The organism is Phytohabitans flavus (genome assembly GCF_011764545.1).
Lineage (GTDB): Bacteria > Actinomycetota > Actinomycetes > Mycobacteriales > Micromonosporaceae > Phytohabitans > Phytohabitans flavus.
Genome location: NZ_AP022870.1, coordinates 2,618,858 through 2,642,341, shown reverse-complemented (window position 1 = coordinate 2,642,341; position 23,484 = coordinate 2,618,858). Strand labels below are relative to the sequence as shown.

The 23,484-nt window shown below is 72.2% G+C and carries 26 protein-coding genes; 14 read left to right on the top strand and 12 right to left on the bottom strand.

Annotated features, from left to right (window positions below):
* Window positions 1-39: 39 nt before the first annotated feature.
* Complete coding sequence (locus Pflav_RS11480; protein WP_173042368.1) at window positions 40-1,086, bottom strand: LacI family DNA-binding transcriptional regulator; 1,047 nt, start codon at window positions 1,084-1,086, stop codon at window positions 40-42.
* Between the two features lie 224 nt (window positions 1,087-1,310).
* Here Pflav_RS11480 and Pflav_RS11475 point away from each other — a divergent pair, with 224 nt between their 5' ends.
* Complete coding sequence (locus Pflav_RS11475) at window positions 1,311-2,639, top strand: extracellular catalytic domain type 1 short-chain-length polyhydroxyalkanoate depolymerase (protein WP_173036081.1); 1,329 nt, start codon at window positions 1,311-1,313, stop codon at window positions 2,637-2,639.
* 290 nt (window positions 2,640-2,929) lie between these two features.
* Here the strand turns inward: Pflav_RS11475 and Pflav_RS11470 are convergent, their stop codons facing one another.
* The 6 genes from Pflav_RS11470 to Pflav_RS11445 all read right to left on the bottom strand — a co-directional run bounded on the left by Pflav_RS11470 (window position 2,930) and on the right by Pflav_RS11445 (window position 6,975).
* Complete coding sequence (locus Pflav_RS11470) at window positions 2,930-4,390, bottom strand: NAD-dependent succinate-semialdehyde dehydrogenase (protein WP_173036080.1); 1,461 nt, start codon at window positions 4,388-4,390, stop codon at window positions 2,930-2,932.
* A 113-nt stretch (window positions 4,391-4,503) separates the two neighbouring features.
* Window positions 4,504-5,181: a thiamine pyrophosphate-dependent enzyme gene (locus Pflav_RS11465; protein ID WP_173036078.1), complete on the bottom strand. Its 678-nt coding sequence runs from the start codon at window positions 5,179-5,181 to the stop codon at window positions 4,504-4,506.
* Window positions 5,182-5,183: 2 nt separating this feature from the next.
* A complete protein-coding gene (locus Pflav_RS11460; RefSeq protein WP_173036076.1) occupies window positions 5,184-5,363 on the bottom strand; it encodes a hypothetical protein in 180 nt (59 codons plus the stop codon).
* Entirely contained in the window at window positions 5,360-5,749 is a 390-nt protein-coding gene (locus tag Pflav_RS11455; protein WP_173036074.1) for a hypothetical protein, read from the bottom strand. Before Pflav_RS11455 ends, Pflav_RS11460 begins: the two co-directional genes overlap by 4 nt.
* Entirely contained in the window at window positions 5,742-6,368 is a 627-nt protein-coding gene (locus tag Pflav_RS11450; RefSeq protein ID WP_173036072.1) for a 4-carboxy-4-hydroxy-2-oxoadipate aldolase/oxaloacetate decarboxylase, read from the bottom strand. Before Pflav_RS11450 ends, Pflav_RS11455 begins: the two co-directional genes overlap by 8 nt.
* A 97-nt stretch (window positions 6,369-6,465) precedes the next feature.
* Entirely contained in the window at window positions 6,466-6,975 is a 510-nt protein-coding gene (locus tag Pflav_RS11445; protein WP_173036070.1) for a mycothiol transferase, read from the bottom strand.
* Between the two features lie 77 nt (window positions 6,976-7,052).
* Between Pflav_RS11445 and Pflav_RS11440 the strand changes: the two genes are divergently transcribed.
* The 5 genes from Pflav_RS11440 to Pflav_RS11420 all read left to right on the top strand — a co-directional run bounded on the left by Pflav_RS11440 (window position 7,053) and on the right by Pflav_RS11420 (window position 12,476).
* Window positions 7,053-8,594, top strand: a complete 1,542-nt coding sequence (locus tag Pflav_RS11440; protein WP_173036068.1) for a sugar ABC transporter permease — start codon at window positions 7,053-7,055, stop codon at window positions 8,592-8,594.
* Window positions 8,595-8,616: 22 nt separating this feature from the next.
* Window positions 8,617-9,600 (top strand): hypothetical protein, encoded by a 984-nt coding sequence (locus Pflav_RS11435; protein ID WP_173036066.1) that lies wholly within the window; start codon window positions 8,617-8,619, stop codon window positions 9,598-9,600.
* A gap of 189 nt (window positions 9,601-9,789) precedes the next feature.
* Window positions 9,790-10,431 carry a DivIVA domain-containing protein gene (locus Pflav_RS11430; RefSeq protein WP_173036064.1) on the top strand — a complete coding sequence of 214 codons (642 nt, stop codon included), beginning with the start codon at window positions 9,790-9,792 and terminating at the stop codon, window positions 10,429-10,431.
* A gap of 132 nt (window positions 10,432-10,563) precedes the next feature.
* Window positions 10,564-10,824 (top strand): hypothetical protein, encoded by a 261-nt coding sequence (locus Pflav_RS11425; RefSeq protein ID WP_173036062.1) that lies wholly within the window; start codon window positions 10,564-10,566, stop codon window positions 10,822-10,824.
* Window positions 10,821-12,476 carry an amidase gene (locus Pflav_RS11420; protein WP_232071255.1) on the top strand — a complete coding sequence of 552 codons (1,656 nt, stop codon included), beginning with the start codon at window positions 10,821-10,823 and terminating at the stop codon, window positions 12,474-12,476. The genes Pflav_RS11425 and Pflav_RS11420 overlap by 4 nt, the downstream gene beginning before the upstream one ends.
* A gap of 93 nt (window positions 12,477-12,569) precedes the next feature.
* On the opposite strand, the gene Pflav_RS42880 is transcribed toward Pflav_RS11420, so the two are convergent.
* The gene (locus Pflav_RS42880; protein ID WP_180201264.1) at window positions 12,570-13,070 is read right to left on the bottom strand and encodes a MarR family winged helix-turn-helix transcriptional regulator; all 501 of its coding nucleotides are present in this window, start codon (window positions 13,068-13,070) and stop codon (window positions 12,570-12,572) included.
* A 281-nt stretch (window positions 13,071-13,351) separates the two neighbouring features.
* Between Pflav_RS42880 and Pflav_RS11410 the strand changes: the two genes are divergently transcribed.
* Together Pflav_RS11410 and Pflav_RS11405 are read left to right on the top strand one after the other, a co-directional pair.
* The gene (locus Pflav_RS11410) at window positions 13,352-14,218 is read left to right on the top strand and encodes a DUF4190 domain-containing protein (RefSeq protein ID WP_173036060.1); all 867 of its coding nucleotides are present in this window, start codon (window positions 13,352-13,354) and stop codon (window positions 14,216-14,218) included.
* 65 nt (window positions 14,219-14,283) lie between these two features.
* Window positions 14,284-14,790, top strand: a complete 507-nt coding sequence (locus Pflav_RS11405; RefSeq protein WP_173036058.1) for an endonuclease V — start codon at window positions 14,284-14,286, stop codon at window positions 14,788-14,790.
* A gap of 328 nt (window positions 14,791-15,118) precedes the next feature.
* On the opposite strand, the gene Pflav_RS11400 is transcribed toward Pflav_RS11405, so the two are convergent.
* Genes Pflav_RS11400 through pnuC form a run of 4 tightly spaced genes read right to left on the bottom strand, consistent with a single transcriptional unit; the run spans window position 15,119 to window position 18,073 of the window.
* Complete coding sequence (locus Pflav_RS11400; protein ID WP_173036057.1) at window positions 15,119-15,931, bottom strand: TIGR02452 family protein; 813 nt, start codon at window positions 15,929-15,931, stop codon at window positions 15,119-15,121.
* Window positions 15,928-16,476, bottom strand: coding sequence for an NADAR family protein (locus Pflav_RS11395; protein WP_173036055.1), 549 nt, complete (start codon window positions 16,474-16,476; stop codon window positions 15,928-15,930). Before Pflav_RS11395 ends, Pflav_RS11400 begins: the two co-directional genes overlap by 4 nt.
* On the bottom strand, window positions 16,473-17,450 hold the full coding sequence (locus tag Pflav_RS11390) for an AAA family ATPase (RefSeq protein WP_173036053.1): 978 nt from the start codon (window positions 17,448-17,450) through the stop codon (window positions 16,473-16,475). Before Pflav_RS11390 ends, Pflav_RS11395 begins: the two co-directional genes overlap by 4 nt.
* Window positions 17,447-18,073 (bottom strand): nicotinamide riboside transporter PnuC, encoded by a 627-nt coding sequence (gene pnuC / locus Pflav_RS11385; RefSeq protein WP_197938339.1) that lies wholly within the window; start codon window positions 18,071-18,073, stop codon window positions 17,447-17,449. Before pnuC ends, Pflav_RS11390 begins: the two co-directional genes overlap by 4 nt.
* Before the next feature lie 30 nt (window positions 18,074-18,103).
* Between pnuC and Pflav_RS11380 the strand changes: the two genes are divergently transcribed.
* The 6 genes from Pflav_RS11380 to Pflav_RS11355 all read left to right on the top strand — a co-directional run bounded on the left by Pflav_RS11380 (window position 18,104) and on the right by Pflav_RS11355 (window position 23,471).
* Window positions 18,104-18,865 (top strand): NUDIX hydrolase, encoded by a 762-nt coding sequence (locus tag Pflav_RS11380; RefSeq protein ID WP_173036051.1) that lies wholly within the window; start codon window positions 18,104-18,106, stop codon window positions 18,863-18,865.
* A 195-nt stretch (window positions 18,866-19,060) separates the two neighbouring features.
* A complete protein-coding gene (locus Pflav_RS11375) occupies window positions 19,061-20,320 on the top strand; it encodes a BtrH N-terminal domain-containing protein (protein ID WP_197938337.1) in 1,260 nt (419 codons plus the stop codon).
* Window positions 20,321-20,514: 194 nt separating this feature from the next.
* The gene (locus tag Pflav_RS11370; RefSeq protein WP_173036049.1) at window positions 20,515-20,898 is read left to right on the top strand and encodes a DUF2267 domain-containing protein; all 384 of its coding nucleotides are present in this window, start codon (window positions 20,515-20,517) and stop codon (window positions 20,896-20,898) included.
* 158 nt (window positions 20,899-21,056) lie between these two features.
* Window positions 21,057-21,227: a hypothetical protein gene (locus Pflav_RS11365; protein ID WP_173036047.1), complete on the top strand. Its 171-nt coding sequence runs from the start codon at window positions 21,057-21,059 to the stop codon at window positions 21,225-21,227.
* Window positions 21,224-22,048: an SDR family oxidoreductase gene (locus tag Pflav_RS11360; RefSeq protein WP_173036045.1), complete on the top strand. Its 825-nt coding sequence runs from the start codon at window positions 21,224-21,226 to the stop codon at window positions 22,046-22,048. Before Pflav_RS11365 ends, Pflav_RS11360 begins: the two co-directional genes overlap by 4 nt.
* Before the next feature lie 370 nt (window positions 22,049-22,418).
* Entirely contained in the window at window positions 22,419-23,471 is a 1,053-nt protein-coding gene (locus Pflav_RS11355; protein ID WP_173036043.1) for a chymotrypsin family serine protease, read from the top strand.
* Window positions 23,472-23,484 lie beyond the last annotated feature (13 nt).

The window sequence follows — 23,484 nt, the reverse complement described above, 5'->3', positions numbered from 1 at the left end:
GGGAGCAGCGGTCCGGACCACCGCGGACATCGCGGCAGCTCAAATCTCTCTGATTGTGCGCGGTGGCGCCGTGCTCTCGCGGACCACGAGGTCGGTCGTCAGCTCGACCCGGTGCTCACGCGGCGTCTGCCCTGAGGCGAGCGCCACGAGCATGGCGGCGGCGGTGCTGCCCATGCGCCGCAGCGGCTGCCGCACCGTGGTCATCGGCGGGCCGGCCCACCGGGTGAAGGGCAGGTCGTCGAAGCCGACCACGCTGATGTCGTCCGGGATCCGCAGGCCGGCCAGGCGGGCCGCCTCGTAGACGCCGTGCGCCTGTAGGTCGTTGGTGGCGAAGAGCGCGGTCGGCGGCTCGGGCAGGCGCAGTAGCGCGGTGGTCTCCCGGGCCGCGCTCTCGACGTAGAGCGGGCCGACCCGGACCAGGTCGGGGTCGACCGGCACGCCGGCCTGGTCCATCGCGGCGCGGAAGCCGTCGAGCCGGGCCCGGCAGAAGGGCCACTTGAGGTTGCCGCAGAGCATGCCGATCCGGCGGTGGCCCAGCTCCAGCAGGTGGCGGGTGGCGACGAGCGCGCCGCTGTAGTTGGCCGCGCCGACCGAGGGCGTGCCGTGCAGCGGCTCGCCGGTCGGGTCGAGCGTGACGAGCGGGATCGAACCCGTGGCGAGCTGCGCCTGCTGGTGTGCGGTGAGGTCGGAGAGCACCGCGATCACGCCCATCGGCCGGCGGGAGAGCACCTGCTCGGTCCAGCCGGCGCCGGGGGTGAGCCGGCCCTGCATGGTGGTGAGCACGACGCCGAGCTTCTGGTCGCGGGCGACCTCCTCCACGCCCTGGATGATCTCGAGGGCCCACAGGCTGTCCAGCGCGTGGAAGACAAGCTCGACCAGCGGCGCCGGGGTGGCCGCGTCGCCGCGCTGGTAGCCGTGCTCGTGCAGCACCGCCTCGACCCGGCGCCGGGTGCTGAGCGCGACGCCGGCCTGGCCGTTGAGCACGCGGGACACGGTGGGCGCGGAGACGCCGGCGAGCCGGGCGATGGTGGCCACGGTGACCTTGCCTCGGCGACGGCCGTCGCCGAGGGATGCGGGGGCTCCCATCCCGGTCACGCCCGGCATTCTACGTTGCGGGCCTTGCGACCGTCTTTCCGGAACTCTCCGAAATCGTCGCTCTCCTCCGCTCCGTCCCGAGTCCCGTCGGCGGCCGGAAGCCGCACCCTGAGCAGAGTATATAGACGAACGTTTGCGTCTTGATGTGTTCCGGTACATACTACGGAATGTTTCAGCGCCCAGGGCACCCAACGGTTCGGGAGGACCACCCCGCAATGAGACTCAGAAGCATCGCGATCGGCGCCGCGGGCCTCGCGACCGCGCTCATCGCCGCCACCCTCACGCTCGCGCAGCCCGCGTCCGCCGCGACGCTCACCGAGGTGACCGGCTTCGGCACCAACCCGAGCAACCTGCGCATGCACCTGTACGTGCCGGACCGGGTGCAGGCCCGTCCCGGCATCCTGGTAGCCGTGCACTACTGCACCGGCACCGGGCCGGCGTTCTACTCCGGCACCCAGTTCGCGCAGCAGGCCGACCAGTACGGCTTCATCGTCATCTACCCGTCGGCCACCCGCAGCGGCCAGTGCTTCGACGTGTACTCGCCGCAGGCCCTGCGCCGCGACGGCGGCAGCGACCCGGTCTCGATCCGGTCGATGGTCAGCTACGTGCAGCAGCGGTACAACGCCGACCCCAACCGCATCTTCGCCACCGGCGTCTCGTCCGGCGCGATGATGACGAACGTGCTGCTCGGCCTCTACCCGGACGTGTTCAAGGCCGGGGCCGCGTTTGCCGGCGTGCCGTTCGGCTGCTTCGCCACCACCGACGGCTCCACCTGGAACAGCCAGTGCGCCAACGGCCAGATCACCCGTACCGCGCAGCAGTGGGGCGACCTGGTCCGCAACGCGTACCCCGGGTACACCGGCGCGCGGCCGAGGATGCAGCTGTGGCACGGCACGAACGACGAGACGCTGCGCTACCCCAACTTCAACGAAGAGATCAAGCAGTGGACCAACCTGCACGGCTTGAGCCAGACGCCGACCTCCACCGACACGCCGGCTTCGGGGCAGACCCGGACGCGGTACGGGAGCAGCGGCGGCCAGGCGCCGGTCGAGGCGATCAGCATGCAGGGCGTACCGCACAACCTCCCGGTGAACGCGGCTGAGGCGATCCGCTTCTTCGGCCTCAACACCAGCACGCCGCCCACCTCGACGCCGCCGACCTCAGGGCCGCCGACCTCGACCCCGCCGACCAGCGTGCCGCCCACGACGACGCCGCCGCCCACCGGTGGGGCATGCCGGGTCGGCTACACGGTCAACGCGTGGAACACCGGCCTGACCTCGTCCATCACCATCACGAACACGAGCAGCACCACGGTCAACGGCTGGGCGCTGGCCTTCACCCTCCCGGGTGGACAGACCATCACGTCCGGCTGGAACGCGTCGTACTCACCGAACAGTGGGGCGGTGACCGCCCGCAACGCCTCGTACAACGGCACGCTGGCGCCGAACGCGTCGACGGGTATCGGCTTCCAGGCCACCCACACGGGCAACACCGGACGGCCCGCCTCGTTCACCCTCAACGGGGTCGCCTGCACCGTCGCCTGACGTCGCCTCCCCCTCCTGGACACCGCCGCCGGACCGGGCGCCGGCGGCGGTGTACGGCGCGTAGATGAACCGGGCCAGCATCGCCCGCAGCAGGTTGAGGTCGTCGTAGGTCAGCTCGGGATAGCCGTGCTCGACCAGCACCGCGCGCACGTCGGTCACGAGGTCGAGCGTGAGCCGGTGGTCCCCCGTGTGCCCACGTACCGGGTAGTTGTTCATGAACCAACGGTCCGTGCCCAGCCCGCCTTCGCGTCGCACGCGCAGTCCGCATCCGAACCGGTACGGCCCGCCGGTTACACCGCGATGCCGGCGTACTTGGTGTTCAGGTACTCCTCGATGCCCTCCGGCCCGCCCTCGCGGCCCATCCCGGACCACTTGACGCCGCCGAACGGCGCGGCCGGGTTGGAGACCAGGCCCTTGTTGAGGCCCACCATGCCGCTCTCCAGCCCCTCGACGATGCGGAGGGAGCGGTTGAGGTCGCGGGAGAAGGCGTACGCCACCAGGCCGTACTCCGTGTCGTTGGCCAGGCGCAGTGCCTCCTCGTCGGTGCGAAACGTGTAGATCGGCGCGACCGGGCCGAAGATCTCCTCGCGGTGCATGTCGGCGTCGGTCGGCACGCCGGTGAGCACGGTCGGGGTGAAGAAGTACCCCTCGCGGTCGGGCGCGCCGCCGCCGGTGAGCACGTCGGCGCCGCGCCGTACCGCGTCGTCGACAAGCTCGACCACCTTGCCGCGCTGCTTGTCGTCGATGAGCGGGCCGACCTTGACGCCCGGCTCGGTGCCTCGGCCGACCGACAGCCCGGCGAGCGCGGCCGCGAGCCGCTGGGCGAACTCCTCGGCCACCGACTCGTGCGCGTAGAAGCGGTTGGCCGCCACGCACGACTCGCCCATGTTCCGCATCTTGGCGACGACCGCCTGCTCGACGGCGAGCTCCAGGTCGGCGTCCTCGAAGACCAGGAACGGCGCGTTGCCGCCCAGCTCCATCGAGAGCCGCAGCAGGTTGCCGGCGGACTGCGCGACGAGCATCTGGCCCACCTCGGTGGAGCCGGTGAAGGAGAGCTTGCGCAGCCGGCGGTCGCCGATGATCGGCTTGATCACGCGGCTGGCCGAGGAGGCGGTGATCACGTTGACCACGCCGGCCGGGAGGCCCGCCTCGGCCAGCAGCTTGACCATCATGTTGTTGGAGAGCGGGGTGAGCTGAGCGGGCTTGACCACCATCGTGCAGCCGGCCGCGACGGCGGGGCCGATCTTGCGGGCGCCCATCGCGAGCGGGAAGTTCCACGGGGTGATCAGCAGGCACGGCCCGACCGGCTGCTTCATGGTGAGCAGGCGGCCGGCGCCGTTCGGCTCGTCGGACCAGCGGCCGCTGATCCGCACCGCCTCCTCGGCGAACCACCGGAAGAACTCGGCCGCGTACTTCACCTCGGCCGCGGCCTCGGCCAGCGGCTTGCCCATCTCCATCGTGACGAGCAGCGCGAGCTCGTCCACCCGCTCGTTCATCAGCTCGAAGCAGCGGTGCAGGACCTCGCCGCGCTGGCGGGGCGGTGTGCCGGCCCACGCGGCCTGGGCGCCGGCGGCGGCGTCGAGCGCGGCCACCGCGTCGTCCGCGGTGGCGTCGGCCACCCGGGCGAGGGACCGCGTGGTCGCGGGGTCGACCACGTCGACCCACTCACCGCCGGCGGCGGGCCGCCATTCACCCCCGATAAAAAGCCCATCGGGTACGGAGGCGAGGAGCTCGCTCTCGTCGACGCTCATCGCACACCTCCTTCCATTGTGGACGGTGTCCACTCGAAGTCGAGCGGTGCTCAGCGTTCTTTCCCGGCAGGAAGCCCGCGACACCTGGGACCGCGGCCCGCTCCGTGATCATGCTACGCGCGCAGCCACCTGCGGAAGTCCTCCGCCAGGATCGCCGGGTCCTCGAGGAAGTACTCGGTCTTGATCTGAGCGGTGCTCACGTACACCCGCACGAGCAGCGGGCCGGGCGTCTCGCGGACCCAGTCGAGCGCGCTCGACAGCTCCTCGTCGGTGCGTACCTCACGACCGCCCGCCCAGCCGCAGGCCAGCGCCACGGCGACGAGGTCGACGCCGGCGGACGCGGTGGGCTGGCCGCCGGTGGCGAGGTACACCCCGTTGTCCAGCAGCAGGACGGCGAGGTTGTCCGGCTTGAGGTGGCCCGCGGTGCTGAGCACGCTCAGCCCCATCAGCAGCGACCCGTCGCCCTCGACCGCGACGACCTTGCCGCCCCGGCTACCGCCCAGGCCGAGGGCTGCGTCTTCTGGCCCGCGCTCCGCGCGGGCTTGGCCCTGGCTCCCGGCGCCGTCCGGCCTCGTCGCTTCGCTCCTCGGATCGGACGCCGCCAGGCCCAGGGCCAGCCCGAGCGCGACGCCGACGGTCTGGCCCATCGCGTCGAGGTTGACGAGGTGGTTGGGGCGGCGGCCGGCGACGGCGATCATCTCGCGCGCGGTGCCGCCGAGCGTGAGGACCACCGGGTCGGCCGGGAACGCCGCGTCGATCCGCCGCAACACGTCCGCGCGGGTGAGGGTCACGGTCAGCCGCCCATGAGGTTGACGAGGGTGAACACCGGCCGGTGGGTGGTCCGCGAGTATGTCCAGGCCCGCTTGATCTCGGGTGCCCACGCCTCCACCGGGGTACGCGCGTCGAGCTGGAACCACCGCACGCCGGCCGCGTCGAGGATCGCCTCGACCCGCTCGCTGACCGTGTGGATCATCGAGTTGTACTCCCCCAGCCCGCCCCGCCGGGCCACCACGCCGTAGAGCGGCACGTGGTACGGCTGGGGAAGGTGAGCAGCACGGTCAGCAGGTTGCCCACCCCGTTGTCCTGGAAGACCATGACGGGCCGGCGGCCGGCGAGCTCCAGCCCGGACGTGATCGCGACGCCCTCCTCCTCGCGCGGCATCGCGAAGACCGTCCGCCCGACCCGCGCGCCCGGCCCGCTGATGAAGTGGTCGAGGACGACGCCGAGCGTGCTGCTGGCCAGGTGCGCGACGAAGTCGGGGGCGATGCTCTCGATACCGTCGATCACCGCCTGGCTGCGGGCCGCGTGGATGGCCGCCAGCCGCTCCGCCTCGCCGGGCCGGCCGGCACCCTCAGTCACCCGCGCCCGCGCCCTCCATGCCGAGCACCTCGAACGTCGTCGCGCCCTCCCGCAGCCGCGCGAAGCCGGCCTCCTCCTTGTCCCGCCGGGCCTCGGCGGCGTCGAGCACCGCGTCGATCCGGCTGGCCGGTACGACCACCACGCCGTCGTCGTCGGCGAGCACGTAGTCGCCGGGCGAGACGAGCACCCCGCCGGCGACGACCGGCTCGTTGACCGACTGGGCGGTCTGCTTCACCGTGCCGTGCACCGAGACGCCCGCGGACCAGACCGGGAAACCCATGCCGCGCAGGGCCGCGGTGTCCCGGCAGCCACCGTCGATCACCAGGCCGGCCACGCCCCGGTACCGCGCGGCGACCGCGAGGATCTCGCCCCAGTAGCCGGCCAGGTGGCCGCCGGCGGCGACCACGAGCACGTCGCCCGGGCCGGCGGCCAGCACCGCGCGGTGTACCGCCAGGTTGTCGCCGGGATGACAGGCCGCGGTGACCGCCCGGCCGGCGAGGGTGCCGCCGGTCTGGATCGGCCGGATCCCCGGGTCGAGGTCGCCGGTGCGCCCGGCCGCCTCGTGCACGGTCGCCACGTCGAGGTCAGCCAAGCGGGCGATCGGGTCACGCGCTGCCATCCACTCCTCCAAGATCTTGGGGCTACGCGAAGAACATACCCAAGATCAATCGGGTGCGACCGCGACCACCGCGCGGTGGTGCGCGCGGCCTGCGGGGCTAGCGGGCTTTGACCAGCCCGCGCACGTAGGCCGCCTGCCCGACGTGCTGGTCGTCGTCGTTGAGCACGCTGATCAGCCGCACGCCGAGCGTCACCGGCGGGTCCAACCGCTCGTCGACCACCCGGTCGAGGTCCTTGGCGCTCAGCCCGCGCACGAACTCGCTGGTGCGGGCGGCGACCGCGTCGAAGTACCCGATCAGGGCCTCGCCGCTGTCCGGGCGGACCTGGTCGACCTGGGCGGCGCTGTGCCCATACCCGGTGTCACCGGTCGCGTCGGTGAGCCCGAAGCGGCTCGCCCAACCGTCGCGGACCCACACCTGCTCCACGCCCATGATGTCGGCGAGATGGTCGTCCTGGATCCGGGAGAGATGCCAGACCAGCCAGCCCACCGAGTTGGCGCCGGGTGCCGGCACCCAGTGCAGCTCCTCCGGGGTCAGGCCGTCGACGGCGGATCGGACCAGCTCGGGAAGGCGGTCGAACGCCTCGGCGAGCACCTCTCTCGCGTCCACACCGCACACCCTATCGGCCCGGCCGAGGGCGCCGCGCGGCATCCCACAGGTTGACGCCTGTCGTTAATGTGCACCGGGTGACCGAGCAATCACCAGTACACCGGCTAGTCGGCGCGTTCCTGCTGGTGCCGGCGTTCCTGGCGCTGCTGTGGTCGTATGTCCTACCGACACTGTCCACAGTGGTGGAGAGCTTCCGGCACGGCTCCTTTCTGGAGGCCGGCGGGCCGGGCGCGGAGAGTGCCGGCTTCGACAACTACGACCAGGCCCTCACCGACGGTTTCGCCGGCGGCCTCGGCACCGCGCTGCTGCTGGCCCTGGTGCCGCTGCTCGCCGCGCTGGTGGCCGCGCCGCTGCTCGCGCTGGCCGCGGACCGGGCCGGCCGGGCGATGCGGATCGCCACCCGCGTGCTGCTGGCGCTGCCGCTCGCCCTGTACGCGCCGGCCGCCGTCACGGTCGGTTGGTTCACCGGCCGGCTCGGTGACGGAGACGCGGACTTCAGCACCCGCTGGCCGACCGTGTCGGTGTACGCGTGGATCTCGTTCGGGCTTGTCGTCGCGATCGCCGCGACCGCGTTCCTCGCCGCGCTGCGCGGCCGCCGCCCTGGTGGCGGGTCGGGCACCGCCCTGCTCGCGGTGGGTGGGGTCCTCGCGCTCGGCGTCCTCGCCACCGCGTTGCAGGCGGCGACCGTACCGCTGCTGCTGGGGACGAGGGCGCAGCCGCCCGTCGTGTACGCGGTGGTGCACAGCCTCAGCATCGGCGACTTCGGGGCCGGCGCGGCCGCCTCCGTCATCCTGCTGCTCGTGCTCGGCGCGATGGGGCTGGGCGCGGTGGCGCTGCTGGTGTTCACCCGCACCCGGATCGAGGTCGAGCCCGAAAACCCCGCGCCCACGGCCAACCCGGCGGCGGTCGCGGCCGTCGCGGTGGGTGGCGTGGCGCTGCTCGCGATCGTCGGGTACGCCCTGTTTCCCTGGCTGCGCGACGTGGGCGATCTCGGCGGCGACCTGCCCCGCGGCTTCTCCGTCGGGCGGATCGTCGTGAACACCTGGCTGCCGCCGCTCATCTCCGCGGTCGTCGGTGTGGGCTTCGCGGCGCTCGGCGGGTACGGGATCGGCGCGCTCCGGCCACTGGGCCGGTACAGCGAGGTGATCCTGCTGCCGTTCGCGCCGTGGCTCTTCGTCGGCACCGGCCCGCTGGCGATCGCCGGGTTCCTGCGCGCCCGCGAACTCGGCCAGTTCGACTCGTTCCTCGGCCTGATCCCGCCGACCTGGCTGTCGATACCGGCGCTGGTGCTCTTCACGCTCTTCTTCCGGGCCCGGCGCTCCACTGTGGTCACCGCGCTTCCCCTGGCCGCGCTGGCGCTGCTGCTGGTGTGGCTGTTGAGCGCGCAGGACACCCTGTGGCCGTACCTCGTCGCGCAGTCCCCCGACCTGCGCACCGGGCCGCTCGCGCTGGTCGTGCTGGCCACGTCGTTGGCCACGCTGGGCGGCGGCGGGGGCGCGATGGCGCTGGTGCTGCCGTTGCCGCTGCTGCTGTTCTTCGCGGCGGCGTGCGTCGCGCTCCAGGTTGGATACCTGGACCGGCTGGCGATCCGGGCCGGTCGGGAGGAGGACGGACCTTGAGCGGAGTGGGTACCGTCGCTTCATGGACCGCGCCGGCCTCCCGCTGCGTACCGGACCGAGCTCCGTCGACCTCGTGATCGCCGAGATAGGCAGCCTGGGCCTGCGCGGGGAGCTCGCCATCAGCGCGGCCATCGCCGCCGTCGCGGCCCTGGTCGGCGGCGCGCTTGTCGTGGCGATGACGCTGGTGCTCGAGCTGTTCTCGTGGACGCCCGTGCTCGGCACGACCGTCGGCGTCTTCACGGTCGCGGCCGCCGTCATGGCCTGGCAGGTGCTGTCCGGCACCCGGCGGATCGAGTTCCGGCCGGTCGACGAGCCCGGCCTGGTCCGCGTCGTGGGCGGCGTGTGGGCCGCGGAGTACCCGGTCGCCCATCTGCGCCGCGTGCTGCTGCGGCACAAGGTCCGGCAGTCCAGCCGCTACCCGTTCACGCTGCGCCCGACGGGTCGGGTGGAGCTGCGCCTGGAGTTCGACGGCCGGACGGTCCGGGAGTCGCTGGCCGGCGGCTTCGACGTGCCCGCGCTGGCCGACCGGCTGCGCGCGCTCGTCCGGCCCTCGGGCGTACCGGTGGCGGTGGAGACCACGCAGACGACCGTCTACGACCCGGAGGTCGCCGACGACATCCTCCCCCGCGAGGGCATCGTGCTCGCCGTGATCGCGCGGCGGCTGCCCGACCGGTCGGCGCCGATGCCCGGATACCTCTCGTGGGAAGAGGTCCGCGTGGCCTGGCCGGCGGTGTGGGACGTGGCGCGGGCCGTCGAGGCGAACGGGGTGCGCGCCAAGCGGCGCCGCTCCACCGGCGCGGGCGGCCGGGAGTTCAGCTGGTACGAGTACCGGGCGGTCGACGTGCAGCGGGTGGCCGACGCGATCCTGGGCGGCACGGCGGTGCTCGAGCCGTCCTGGCGTACGGACACGGCCGAAGGGCTGGCGGCGCACGCCGCGCTGACCACGCCGCGGCACCGGCGGCTACGACTCGGGCGTAGCAGGAATACCGACCATAGTGGACGGTAGATCTGGACGCGCCGTGGTGTCCTGGCTACAATCCGCGTCCCCCTCCCGGGCGACGCCAGACCTTGGTAGTCTGCCGCTCTCACGGCTGGGATCCAGGAGGTCTTACCAGTGACTGACAGCGGGATGAGAGGTCGTGTGAAAGGACTACTCGGCGGGCCCACGCCCTTCGTCAACGACACCCTGGAGCCAATGGACGTGTCTCCCAACGACGCCAACGCTCAGCACCACGCCCTTCAGGTGCTCACTCTCGCCCAGCGCACGGGCGAGGAGCACATCGCCAGCGCCCGGCGCGAGTCGGACCGGATCATCGCCGAGGCCCGCGCACAGGCCGAGCAGGTGATGCGCGACGCCCAGTCGCACGCCCAGGTCCTCCAGAAGGACGCGGAGAAGGCGCTCGCCGACGCGCACGCCTCGGCCGCCCAGATCACCGAGTCGGCGCAGGCCCACTCGGACGCCGCGCAGCGCAACGCGGAAGACATCCTGAACGACGCCCGCAACCGCGCGGACGAGCTGGTCAAGGCCGCGTCGGCCAACGCCGACGAGCTCAAGCACCAGGCGCAGCAGCGGTTCGAGGACGTGGTCGGCAGCCTTGCCGCCCGGCGCGAGGGGCTCCAGCGGCAGATCGAGGCGCTCGAGCGGTTCGACCACGACTACCGGGCCCGGCTCACCTCGTTCATGCAGCACCAGCTCCGGTCGCTCTGGGTCGACGAGCCCCGGGTCGAAAACGAGGCGATCGACGGCGTCGAGGAGTGCGAGAACGAGCCGCACCCCGCGCTCGAAGAGGCGACCATGATGGTGCCGACCCAGGGCGGCAAGGCCGACCTCTCATAACGGGCAGCAACCTCGTAACAATCAGCCACACCGCCGTAACATTCGATGATCATCGGCGGTAACAGGACGGCCATTCACTCCACTCGGTCGCGTGATCCGGACGATCGCGCGCATCGCGAGGAAGGAATGGCCATGGCTGCTCCCCCGCCACCCACCGACGCTGAGCTTGACACCTACATCAAGACCCGTTATGCCCTGATCGGCATTGACCTGTCCACTTTGCCGGAGAACGACCCCGCCGCCCCGATGGACCAGGCGCGCGTCATGGCGAACGCGCGCAGCACCATCCGCCAGGAAGTGGACTACTCCAACTACGTGCCCGACCAGCAGGCGCACGCGGCGGTGCTCTACCCGGCCCCGTTCGCCGTGTGGACGGGAGAGTACAAGCCATGACCGTGGAAGCACGCCAGGACATGGCGGTGGACGCACCCCAGGACATGGCCATCGACCGCCGCTGGTTCCTGTCCCGGATGGCGGCCGTGTGGGCCGCGGCCGGTGCCGGCACGCTCCTCGGCGGCGGCGCGCTGGCCGCACCGGCGCTCGCGCACGGCGGCGGCTCCGGCGGCGGAAGCGTGTGGGAGGGCGCGTACGCCAAGACGATCCGCCGCGCCGCCCTCGACGACCCCACCGAGCTGACCATCAGCGAGGCGGCCGCCGCCTTCCGCCGCCGGCTCCTGCGCCCCGTCGACCTGATGGAGGCGTACCTGGAGCGGCTCGGAAAGTTCGAGGAGATCTACAAGGCGTTCCTGTGGCGCCCCACCGACGCGGAGCTGCTCGCCGCCGCGCGGAAGGTGCGCCTCGACTCCCGTTCCACGCCGCTGGCCGGCATCCTGACCGCGGAGAAGGACAACTACTACACCAAGGGCATCCCGACCACCGCGATGTCCCCTGTGTACGCGGACTTCGTGCCCGAGTACGACTCGACCGTCCACGCGCGACTCAAGGCGGCCGGGGCCATCATGATGGGCAAGGCGGCCATGGGCCCGCTCGCGTCTGGCCGGGCCCGGCTCGCCGACGGCACGGCCACGACGGTGAACGCGTGGACGCCGGACGACATCCGCTACAGTCCCAGCGGTTCCAGCGGCGGCACGGCAACCGCGGTCGCGGGGCGACTGTCCACATCGGGCACCGGTACACAGACGGGCGGCTCGATCACCAGCCCGTCCCAGGCGCAGAACCTCACCGGCCTCAAGCCGACCTTCGGCCGGGCCTCGCTCTTCGGCATCGTGCCGCTCACGTTCACCCGCGACCACCCAGGCCCGCTCGCCCGGGACGCGATGGACGCCGCCATCATGCTCCAGTCGTTCGCCGGGCCGGACAAGAACGACCCGCGCACGCTGGGCATGCCGCCGGTGCCCAACCTGGTCAAGGCGGCCACTGTGTACACCCAGCGCGGCAAGCCGAAGGTGCGGTGGGCCACCACGGTCGGCTACCCGCCGGACTTCCTGAGCGGTGCCAACGCGGAGACCCTGCCGATGCGGCAGTCCCTTCTGGACACTCTCGTGAAGGTGGGCTGCCGGGTCGAGGAGGTCCCGTACCCGGCCGACTGGGACCTGCTCTCCGGCCTGTCCAGCACCGCCGGCGAGGCGACGAACATGTTCCTGCCGTTCCTGCGCAAGGACGTGAGCCTCTTCGCCGACCGGCTGCCCGGCTTCCTCAACGGGATGTTCCGCAGCTCGGACAACTACATGAAGATGCTCCAGGCCCGGTACCAGTTCCTGCGGCTGGTGCTGGACCAGGTCTTCGACAAGTGCGACGTGTTCCTCACCGGCACGGTCTTCGACGGGATCGGGCTGCCGCTGATCGCCTTCCCGTACGGCATGGGCGTGGACACCACCACCGGCCTGCCGGTGCCGCGCGGCACGACGCTGGGGGCGCCGCCGTTCGGCGAGGAGCGGCTGCTCGCGGTCATCGCCGCCTACCAGGCCGTGACCGACCACCACCTGCGCCGCCCGCCGGACCCGACGGTCTCGGCGGCGAGGGCCCGTTCCTTCACCGCGCCGTACAAGGTACCGGCGGACTACGACGCCTCCGACGAGACCTGAGTTCGCATCGGGACCGGCGGCCGCCCCGGCCGCCGGTCCCCGGCCTTCGCGTCAGCGGCGCCAGTCCTCGCGTCAGGGCAGCCGGCCTTCGCGTCAGCGGCGCCGGCGCGAGCGCAGCTCCGCCAGGTCGACAAGGGGTGCGCACTCGCCGGTGATCTCCTGAAGCGTCTCCCACAGGGCGTCGAACCGTGCCTCGCCGACCTGGTCCCGCCACGACTCCAGCACGCCTGCGATCGCGGCGTGGACCTCCCGCTCGAGCGCGCGGCCGGCCGGCGTGAGGTGCAGCGGGCGGCTGCGGGTGTCGCCCGGGTCGGGGCCGCGGCGCAGGTACCCGTGCCGCTCCAGGTGGGTGACCAGCTCGTGCATGGACTGCTTGGTCATGCCCGCGTGAGCGGCCAGCTCCGCCGAGGTCGAGCCCTCGATCCCGTCGAACCGGAAGATCAGCAGATGCGCCCGCCGCAACGCGGGGTGGGCCGGGCCGACGTCGGCGAGCACCGCGTCGAGCGCCTGGTCGAGGGCGACGCGGAGCAGCCCGAGCCGGCGCCCGGTGCGCGGTAAGGCCCCGTCCGCGTCCTCGGTGATCTCGGTTACCATGATAGTCAGGCTACCTTACCTTCGCTGACACCGGCCGGTCCTCGCTTCGTGGCGGGCCTGTCAGGTGCCGGACCCGGGCGACCATGCGTCGGCAAATGTCGGAATCGTGATCTTCGTTGTACGAAGGACGACAGGTGAACGGGCAGGTGAGGGCCTCCCGGCCCTGCTATGGTCCCCCGCGTGACAGAGCCCCCTCCGTACGGATACCAGCCGCCCACACCGCCCCCCACCTCCGGCGCGCCGCAGCAGCCCGACGCCTGGGGTCAGCAGCAGCCTCCCGCGTGGGGCGAGCAGCAGCCCTCCTCGTGGGGCAGCAGCCGCCACCCGGGCAGTGGGGGCAGCCGCAGGCGGACCCGTACGGCCAGCAGCAGCAGCCGGGCCAGTGGGGGCAGCCGGCGACGGACCCGTATGGGCAGCAGCCGCCGCAGGCGGATCCGTATGGACAGCAGCCGCCGCCTGGACAGTGGGGGCAGCAGCCCGACCCGTGGGGGCAGCAGGCGCCTGGCCAGTGGGGCCAGCAGCCGGCGGCGTACCCGCCGCCGCGCCAGGGCACCAACGGGTTCGCGATCGCGTCGCTCATCTTCGGCGTGCTCGGCGGCATCCTGCTGAGCGTCATCTTCGGCATCGTGGCGCTGTCCCAGGTCAAGCGCAAAAACCAGGGCGGCAAGGGACTGGCGATCGGCGGCCTCGCCCTGTCCGGGGTGTGGCTGCTGGCCATCGTCTCCTTCGCCGTCATCGCGACCATCAACACCGCCAACGACACCGACGACCCGTCGACGTCGCTCGCGGACGGCAATGATGTCAACGTGCAGCAGCTCGCGCCCGGCCAGTGCCTCAACGGCCTGCGGGAGGGCAGCGCGATCCGCGACCTGCCGGTCGTGCCGTGTACCCAGCCGCACGAGGGCGAGGTGTTCGCGGTCTTCGAGCTGCCCGGTGGCGGCTTCCCGGGTGACGAGGAGGTGGCCAAGCAGGCGGAGGACGGCTGCGTCGACCGCCTCCAGTCGAACGCGCCCAAGGCCGCCGAGGACCCCACCGTGGAGATCTACTTCCTGCACCCGACCCGGAGCTCGTGGCGCCTCGGCGACCAGGGCGTCACCTGCGTCGCGATGTCCAGCACCGGCAAGGTGACCGGCTCCATCAACGACTGAATCCCGCGGGGCCGCCGCCCATCGGAGCAGCGGCCCTCGCCAGGGCCGCCGGGGTAACAAATCGGATGACCGGGCGCTACGCCGCCGTCGACGTGCACTATCCAGTGTCCGGCGGCGCCCACGCGGCGGCGGTGGTCGCGGCCGACGAGCGGTTCGCGTCCATCGTGGACGAACGCACGCGGTGGCTGCCGGAGGTCGCGCCCTACGAACCGGGCCGGTTCTTCGCCCGCGAGCTGCCCGCGTTACGCGCGGTCCTGGCCGGCCTCGACGACCTGGACCTGGTGGTCGTCGACGGGTACGTGGACCTGGACGCGGCCGGCCGGCCCGGGCTCGGCGCGCACCTGTACGCCGAGATCCGGATCCCGGTGGTCGGCGTGGCCAAGACCGCCTTCCAGAGCGCCACCCACGCGGTCGCGGTCCGCCGGGGTGGTGCGGCACGCCCGCTGTACATCACCGCGGCCGGCCTCCCGGTCGAGCGGGCCGCGGCGCTCGTCACCGCGATGGCCGGCCCGCACCGGACTCCCGACGCGCTGCGCCGGGTCGACGCGCTCGCCCGCCGCCACCCCGCCTAGCCTAGAAGGCCATTGGAGTCAGGGAGGCCTCGGCGACACGCGGCGGATAAAGATCCAAAACCAAAGGAATCGAGCTACCGCGACGTTCGTCGTGGTCCAGACCGTCGCTCCCGCAGCCTCACCCTCCGCGGTTGGCAAGCTCACCCCCGGGGTCGCGGTCGGCCGACCACGACCTTCACTGCCGGCTCCGCGCTCCGACCGAACCTTGACCAAGCGAGCGCCAGCGAGCCGCCGACCTGCGCGGTGCCCGCGGGAGCATACGGTCAGCAGCTGACGCGGACCGGGGCAAATATCCGTCTCAAGAACATTGGATGCCTAGTCCGCGGGTCTACACAGTGGACGATGCTGCGGCGACGAACGCGTTGTACGTCGGGGTCCCGGGCGCCCGGTCGAGCACCGCGAAAACCACGTGGTCGAACGCGTGGACGCGGTCCAGCACCACCGCGAACGCGGCCGCGACCGTCGCCGGGTCGTTGCCGAAGACGCCGCAGCCCCACGCACCCAGCACGAGGCGCCGGTGCCCGTGCGCGGCCGCCACCTCGACCACCCGGAGCGCGCGCTCGAGTAGCACCGCGGGGACGGAGTCGGCGAGGTCCGGCTGGTTGGCGAGTATGGCCCGCAGGTTCGGCGCGGCCGAGGTGAGCATCGCCGTCCGGTATGGACGGTCCAGCAGACGGAGGGAGTCGTCGCGGAAGACCGGCACACTCGGCGAGTAGATGACCCTGTCGCTGTAACGCAGGTCGGCGTTCGTCCGGTGGTGCAGGTAGAACGCGGGCACCGCGCTGAGGCAGGCGTGCAGCGCGGAGGCTCGGGCGACGTCCTCCTCCTGCGCGCGGGCACCGGAGAGGAAGCCGCCGCCGGGGTTGCGGGCGGACGCGAACACGAGCGCGGCCGTGCCGTCGCCGAGCCGCCGCGCGGCCGCCAGTGTGGACTCGTTGGTGACCTCCACGACCACCCCGCCGTCGGTACGGCCGGCGCCGGCCGGTAGCGGATCCCCTGGCGCGTACAGCCGGGTGCCGGCGACCGCCGCCCGCACCGCGTCCCGGATGTCCACCCACTTTCCGGTCCGCGCGCGGTAGCCGCCGGCCTGCGAGATCGCGACGGTGTCCGCCGCGACGGCTCGCAGTCGCTGGTTTGTCACAGCCGCTCCCGCACGTCCATCAGCGCGAAGCCGAGCAGGTTGAGCCCGCGCCACTTCAGCGGGCTCGCGACGTCAGGGTTGTTAGGCCCCATTCCGATCCCCCAGATCCGGTCGTACGGGCTGGCCTCCACGAGCACCCCGTCACCGGTGGCGAGCAGGAACTCGCGCAGGTCGTCGTGCTGTCCGAACTTCGCAAGATTGCCCTCCACAACGATGTCGTACCGGGCGTCGACCCATTTCGGTTCGTGGAAGTCGCGTACCTTGCGGCCGGCCGCCTTCGCCGCGGCGGGGCTCTTCGCGGCGAGCACCGCGGCGAGACCCTCGTCGTCGCCGAACAGGCGTGCCTTGCCGGCCATCATCCAGTGCTCGGCGGTCGGGTACGTCACGCCGTCCACAGTGAACTCGACCGGCCACCACTGGCTCATGCAGCTGAGACCGACCGCGCCGCTCGCGGTCGGCCGGTGGCCCCAGAACGGGGTCAACGTGATGGGCTTGCCGTCCAGCTCGGCGTCACGCAGGGCGGTGAGGCGTTCTTTCGGTGTCATGAGGTTCCTTTCCGGAGGGCGTCGATGCGGGCGGTCGCGGCGGCGAGCCGGGCGGGGCGGTCGCCACGCACCTCGATCCAGGGCTCCGGCCGGGCTTCGAGCAGCCGGCGGAAGCGGTGGGTCATCCAGCCCCGCACGTGCTCACCGTCGCGGGTGCCGTCCTGTACGAACGGGATGTCGTCGGCGGTGAGGATGTACAGCGCGTACGTGCGGGCGGCGGCCAACCGCTCCACCTCGGGCGAGACCGTGCCGACGTACCGCTCGTGCCATACGGACGTGGCCAGCGCGTCGGTGTCGCAGATCAGCAACGGTCCGCTCCGCCGTGCGGCGGCGTCCTCATCGGACTGCTGGCACCGTGCGATGTGGACGAACTCCTCGCGCCGCCAGCCGACGGCGGGACGGCGCTCGCTGTACGCCCGGCCGTACTCCGGCACCCACTCGCAGCGGTAGTGGTCGGCCAGGTCCCGGGCGAGCGTGGTGGTACCGGTGGACTCCGCACCGAGCACGCAAACCCGGGTGACGAACCAGGCACGGACCGCGGGCGACAGCAGGTTCGCGTAGCGCCACGGGTCGGCGCGGACGGCGGTACCGGAGACGGGGAAGCGCCGCCGCTCCCGGTCGACGCACACATGCCGGGCGCCGAGGAACGCGGCGTACCGCTCGCCGTACCCCTCCGAGGTGAACACCACGTCCGGAGGCGTACCCCCGAGCAGCGCGACGGTGCGGTGCGCCCACGCCTCCGACGTGGCGTCCCCCTGGCCGTCCGGTATGTCGTCCGGGGTGACCACGACGGTCGCCGCCGGGTGCAGCTCGCGCAGCACGGCCGCCCGCCGCTCCGCGGGAAAGGGGTCGTCCGGGCGGGCGCAGACGACGACCACGACGCGGTCCGCGCCCGCCAGGGCCGTGTCGATCAGGTACGAGTGTCCGAGATGCGGCGGCAGGAACTTGCCCACCACCACGCCGGTGCTTGTCATACCGCCACCCGCTCGGCACCCGTCGACGGGACCGCGTCCGCCTCGCCGGCGCGCAGGCTGGCCCGCCACTGCCGCAGCCCCACCACGCACATCGCGACGAAGAGCGGCTGGAGGGCGGCGGTCAGGTACAGCTCCTGGTGCGCGTACATCCCTAGGTAGGCGACGTCGACCGCGATCCAGCACCACCAGCTGCCGAGGAGCTTGCGGGTGAGCATGTACTGCGCGATCAGCGAAACCGTCGTCGTGGCCGCATCCAGCAGCGGCGACGCGTCACCGGCGAGCGTCATCGCCCACCACAGCACGAGCGTGGCGATGCCGCCGACCGCCCACAGGACGAGCGCGTGCCGCCGTCCGGTCCGGCGCACCGGCAGCCGGCCGGGACGGTCGCCGCCACGGAGCCACCAGTACCAACCGGCGACGCCGAGCGCGATGTAGACGACCTGGAGCCCCGCGTCGAGGTACAGACGCGAGGTCCAGAAGAGCACGAGCCAGCAGCCGCTGTTGACGATGCCGACCGGCCAGGCCCACACGCTCTGCCGAACGTAGAGCCAGACGGACGCGGCACCGGCGGCGAAGCCGGCGACCTCAAGGTAGGACATGCCCCAGAACACGAACATCATCATGACTCACTTTGAGTCGCTACACAACTCATCATGAGTACACTGCTCTGTGTGACCGTCGACAACTTCCTCACCGACGAGGACCGCGCCTTCCTCGCCGGTTACGACCCGCGCGCGTTCCCACCGGTCGCCGTCACGGTGGACCTCGTGGTTCTCACCGTGCGCGAGAGTGAGCTGTGCGCGCTGCTGATCCGCCGGGGCGAGCCTCCTCAGCGGGGGCGATGGGCGCTGCCCGGCGGCTTCGTCGGCCCGGACGAGACGCTCGACGAGGCCGCCGCGCGGGAGCTGGCCGAGGAGACCGGGATCCGGCCCGGCGCGCATCTTGAGCAGCTCGCCACGTTCGGCGACCCGGGGCGCGACCCGCGGATGCGGGTAGTGTCCGTCGCGTACTTGGCACTGGTCCCAGATTTGCCCATGCCGATCGCGGGCACCGACGCCAGCGAGGCCCACTACCGCCCGGTGGCCGAGCTCGGCGGCAACGGCGCCGGGCTCGCCTTCGACCACGGGCGCATCCTCGCCGAGGGGGTGGAGCGGGCCCGGGCCAAGCTCGAGTACACGGGGCTGGCGACGACGTTCCTGGACGAGCCGTTCACGGTCGGCGACCTGCGCCGGGTGTACGAGACGGTGTGGGGGGTGCCGCTGCACGCGGCCAACTTCCGGCGCAAGGTGCTGTCGACGCCCGGGTTCGTGGAGCCGACCGGTGAGAAGCTGGCGACCGGGCGGGGCTGGGCCGAGCTGTACCGCCGGGGCACCACGGCCCACCTCCACCCGGCGATCCCCCGACCACCCAGCTGAGGCGGTACGCTGCGCGTGGCGTGCTCCCGCGCCCAACCTCCTGACCGGGTCCCCACGCGACCCGGCGGCGCGGAGGCAAAGGGGTGTCCGGCCTCGGGATGTGGTCAGGTCCGTGTCGTCTGTTCGCACCGGATGGTCGCAGCGGCCGTGTGAGCGTGGGTCCGCGGTGGCGCGCGGCCAGGTGAAGGACGCACGATGACCAGCGGCAAGCACCTCAAGGCGCGGATCCGCACGCGCATGGCCCGGACCGGCGAGCGCTACAGCACCGCCCGGCGGCACGTCGTCGGCGCCGCCGAGCCGGCACCCAGCGACCACGGCTGGGCACTGCGCGGCGGTACCCACCCCGACTCCGCCAACATCGCCAACGTGCTCGCGCACGCCGGCGTATCGAACCTCTCCGAGGCCATGGTCCTCGGCATCGGCGGCGGGCTGGGCGCCGGCTACATCCTGTGGGAGTTCAAGCAGCACCGGTACACGAACCTCACGCTCGGCTACCGGTACCGGTGGAACTACATCGACTGGACCGCCCGTACCCTCGACCGGCTGGGCGCCACCGCGCACGTGCACGCGACGTCCGGTGCGAAGGGCGCGGCCGGCGAGCTGACCGCGCGGCTCGAGGCCGGCCAGCCGGCGATCGTGTGGCCGGACCGGCAGCTGATCGGGTACTGGCACCTGCCGCCGCACCTCGACGGGTTCGGCGGGCACCCGGTCGTCGTGTACGCCGCCACCGGCGACGCGATGCGCGTGGACGACCGCAACCTCGCTCCGCTCACCGTCGAACGGTCCACTCTGGACCGGGCCCGGGGGCGGGTCTCCTCGTACAAGAACAATCTGGTGGCGGTCGAGGCGGTGACCGTCCCCGCGGACCTGGCGCCGCTCGTGCGTGCGGGGATCGCGGACTGCGTGGCGCACCTCGGCGCACCGTCGGCGTCCTTCGCGGTGCCGGCCTGGGGCAAGTGGGCGCGGCTGGTGACCGACACCCGCAACGCCAAGGGTTGGCCGCGGGTCTTCGCCGACGGCCGCGGGCTGACCGACGCACTACTGTCGATTTGGGAGGGTATCGAGCCGGTCGGCATGAGCGGCGGGCACCTGCGCGACCTGTACGCGGACTTCCTCGACGAGGCGGCGCCCCTGGTCGGCGACACGGCCGCGGCGGCCTCGGCGTTCCGCGAGGCGGGGCGGCGGTGGCACGACCTGGCCGAGGCGGCGCTGCCCGCGGACGTGCCGGAGTACCAGCGGCTGCGCGAGCTGACCGCGGACCTGGCCGCCGGGGTCGCGGCGGGCGACGAGGGCGCGGAGGCGCGGGCCACGGCGGCGGGTGAGCTGTGGACGCTGCGGGCCGACCTGTACGAGAAGCCGCCGGCCGACACGGACTTCGCGGCGCTCGGCACGTGCCTGTCCACTGTGTACGAGGCCGAGCGCGACGCGGTGGACGCCCTGCGCGAGGTGCTGTAGGCCCGCGGCGGGGCCGGGACAGGCCGTGTCCCGACCCCGCCATCCCCCGAGACAGTCACGGTCGAGTGCGGCCGGGAGCGGGCCCACCCCTCACCTCGGCGCGATTTGAACGTGTTCAACACAGGCCGCTTCGAAGTGCTACCCACCCGCCGCGGGCGATACGGGCTCACCCCCATCGCCGGGACCTTGGGCATATGGAGCTCGCGTTCATCCAGAAGGTCGCCGAGTGGACCGGTACCACCACGGACGTCGCCGAGGCGCTGACCGAGGCGACGCTGCGCACGCTCACCCAGCGGATCAGCGGCGGGGAGGCCGCCGAACTGGCCGACCGCGTGCCGGACGAGCTGCGGCCGTACCTGACGAAGGCCCAGGAGCCTCCCGAGCCGTTCCCGTACCAGGAGTTCATCCGCAGGATCGGCGAGTACGCGAACGTCGACCTCGCCACCGCCGAGTCCGGCGTCGAGGCGGTGCTGCACGCGCTGCGCGACGTTGTCGGCTACAAGGAGTTCATGGACGCGATGGCTCAGCTGCCACAGGACCTGGGCAGGCTGGCCACGAGCGGCACCACCCGCCGCTAACCAGCGAGGCCCGCGCAAGCCGGGCCGAGCCCTCCCGCACGCCACCGCTCCGTCGCCCCTCGACTGGCGCCCGGTGACGGCGTCCACTTGTCTTTCACAAGGCATTCAGTGGACCACCGTAGTTTCCCTTCCAGGCGACTGGCAGGAAGGGGCGGGAGATGAAACAGACCATTGGTTCCGAGGCGGCTGCCAAGAGTCGATCCGTACACGACATGCCCGGAGGGGCGCTCGACATCTGGGCGTTCGTGCTGTCGTTCTTCGTGCCGGTGGCGGCGTTGATCTTCGGGATCATCTGGCTCGCCATCGCCGCCCACGGAGGCGGCCGATGAAGACCGCGGTCGTCACCGGGGCGGGGGGTGGGCTCGGACGGGCCATCACGGCAGAGTTGGCACGGCGCGGTTTCGCGGTCTGGGCGACCGACGTCGAACTCGGCATCGCCGAGCCGGCAGTCGACGGCCTCGGCCCACAGTGCCGCGCGGCGGTGCTCGACGTCACCGACGCGAGCGCCAGCCGCGCGCTTGCCGATTCGATCGTCGCCGAACGCGGTCACCTCGACCTCTGGGTCAACAACGCCGGCGTGCTTGCCGTGGGATACGCCTGGGAGATCGGCGAGGCGAGCAACGAGCGCGTCCTCGCCGTGAACGCGACCGGGACGATCAACGGCACCGTCGCCGCTCTGGCCCACATGATCCCGGCCGGGCGGGGCCAAGTGATCAACGTAGTCTCGCTCGCGGGGATCGTCGCCACGCCCGGGCAGGCGGTCTACGCGGCGAGCAAGCACGCGGCGATGGCCTTCACCCTCAGCACGCTCTTCGACCTGCGGCGCGGCGGCCACCGAGGCATCGACATCTGCGCGGTCTGCCCCAGCGGAGTCTGGACACCGCTGTTGGGGAACCGCGTCGACGATCCCGAAGCCGCCGCCTCCTTCACCGCGCCGCTGCTCACCGCCGACGTGATCGGCCGCGTGGTCGGCCGCCTCACCGAGCGCCCCCGCCCGGTGACGATCGTGCCGCGCCGGCGGGGGCTGATGATGCGCTTCGTGGATCTCTTCCCTCGGCTCGCCACGCCAATGGTGCCGGCGCTGATGCGGGACGCCCGACGCCGGCAGCGGCGCTACAAGCGACTCACCGAGGTTGGCGAACGGCCGTGACGGCCGGCAACAACCCGGGGCGTCACCGCCGGCGATGCCGGCCGGGGTTTGGTTGTGAACCGCGGAGGGTGAGGCCGCGGGAGCAGCGGTCCGGACCACCGCGGACATCGCGGTAGCCCAAATCTTCATCTTGGTTTGGGTCCGCGAAGAGATCGTGGAGAAACCCTCCCCTCGGCCGGACCGTCACTCGTGGGCGGTCTCAAGCGCGGCAAAAGCGCCGCTCAGCGGCACCGCGCGGGCTACCGTCACGCGATGATCTTGCGTGATACACCTTGTCACAACATCGACACCGCGCTATCAGTGCGGTACCCAACTCCTTCCTGTCCTGTGCCACGGCGACCGGCCGTGGCGCAACAGGGGGAGGAACCACATGCTCGTGACGAAGAGGGGGCTTCTCGGCGCCGTCGTCGCAGCTACCGTCGTGTTCGCCGGGCTCGGTGCCGGTGCGGCCCAGGCCGCGCCGGACGGGGACAAGGACAAGGGGGGCGACCGCGGGACCGCGCGGGTGGACGCCAGCCTCGCGCCGGACCGGCTGGCCAAGCCCAAGGCGGCCGAGTCGGCGACCACGGCGGCCACGCTCGCCGCGATCCAGAAGCGGATCGCCGGGTACGTGGCGAAGAACGGGACCAAGTACACGTTCGGCAGCTACTTCGACGCCGGCACCGGCCGGATCGTGGTGGAGACGGACGCGCCGGACGCTGTGGTGTCGTCGCTGACCAGCACTTCCGGGCTGACCGCGGCGCAGGCGCAGGTGGCGGTGTCGACGCAGGTGCGGCCGACCACGATCGACGACGCGTGGCACCGGCGGGACGACATCCCGAACTACTACGGCGGTGGTGGCATCCAGTCCGGCGGCGGGCTCTGCTCCTCGGGGTACACGGTGCAGAACGGCGCGGGCACCCGCTTCATGGTGACCGCGGGCCACTGCTTCGCGAACGGCGCGACCGTGCTGACCGAGTCGGGCAACAACACGTACGGCACTGTCTCCAACCGCCGGCTGCCCACCGTGACCGGCCACGCGCAGGACATGGAGCTGATCGGCGGCCAGGGGTACTGGGGTCGGGTGTTCACCGGCGGCGTCACCAGCACCACCAGCGGTCCGGTGGTGGCGGCGGGCACCGCGTTCGTCGGGTACACGGACTACTGCACCAGCGGCCGTACCACGGGTGAGAACTGCGGCCACACCGCGACCAGCATCAGCGGCCAGGTGTGCACGGCGACCGGCTGCAAGTCGCCCGTGATCGTCTACAACGGAGGGACGCTGCCGCAGGGCGGCGACTCCGGCGGCGCGTTCTACGCGAAGGACACGTCGGGCAACATCTGGATCCGCGGCCACCACATCGCCGGTGGCGGCGGGACGAGCTACGCCACCCCGTGGCTGGAGACCCAGGCGGCGTACGGCGTCAGCATCGTGCTGGGCTGAGCCGCCCCGACCT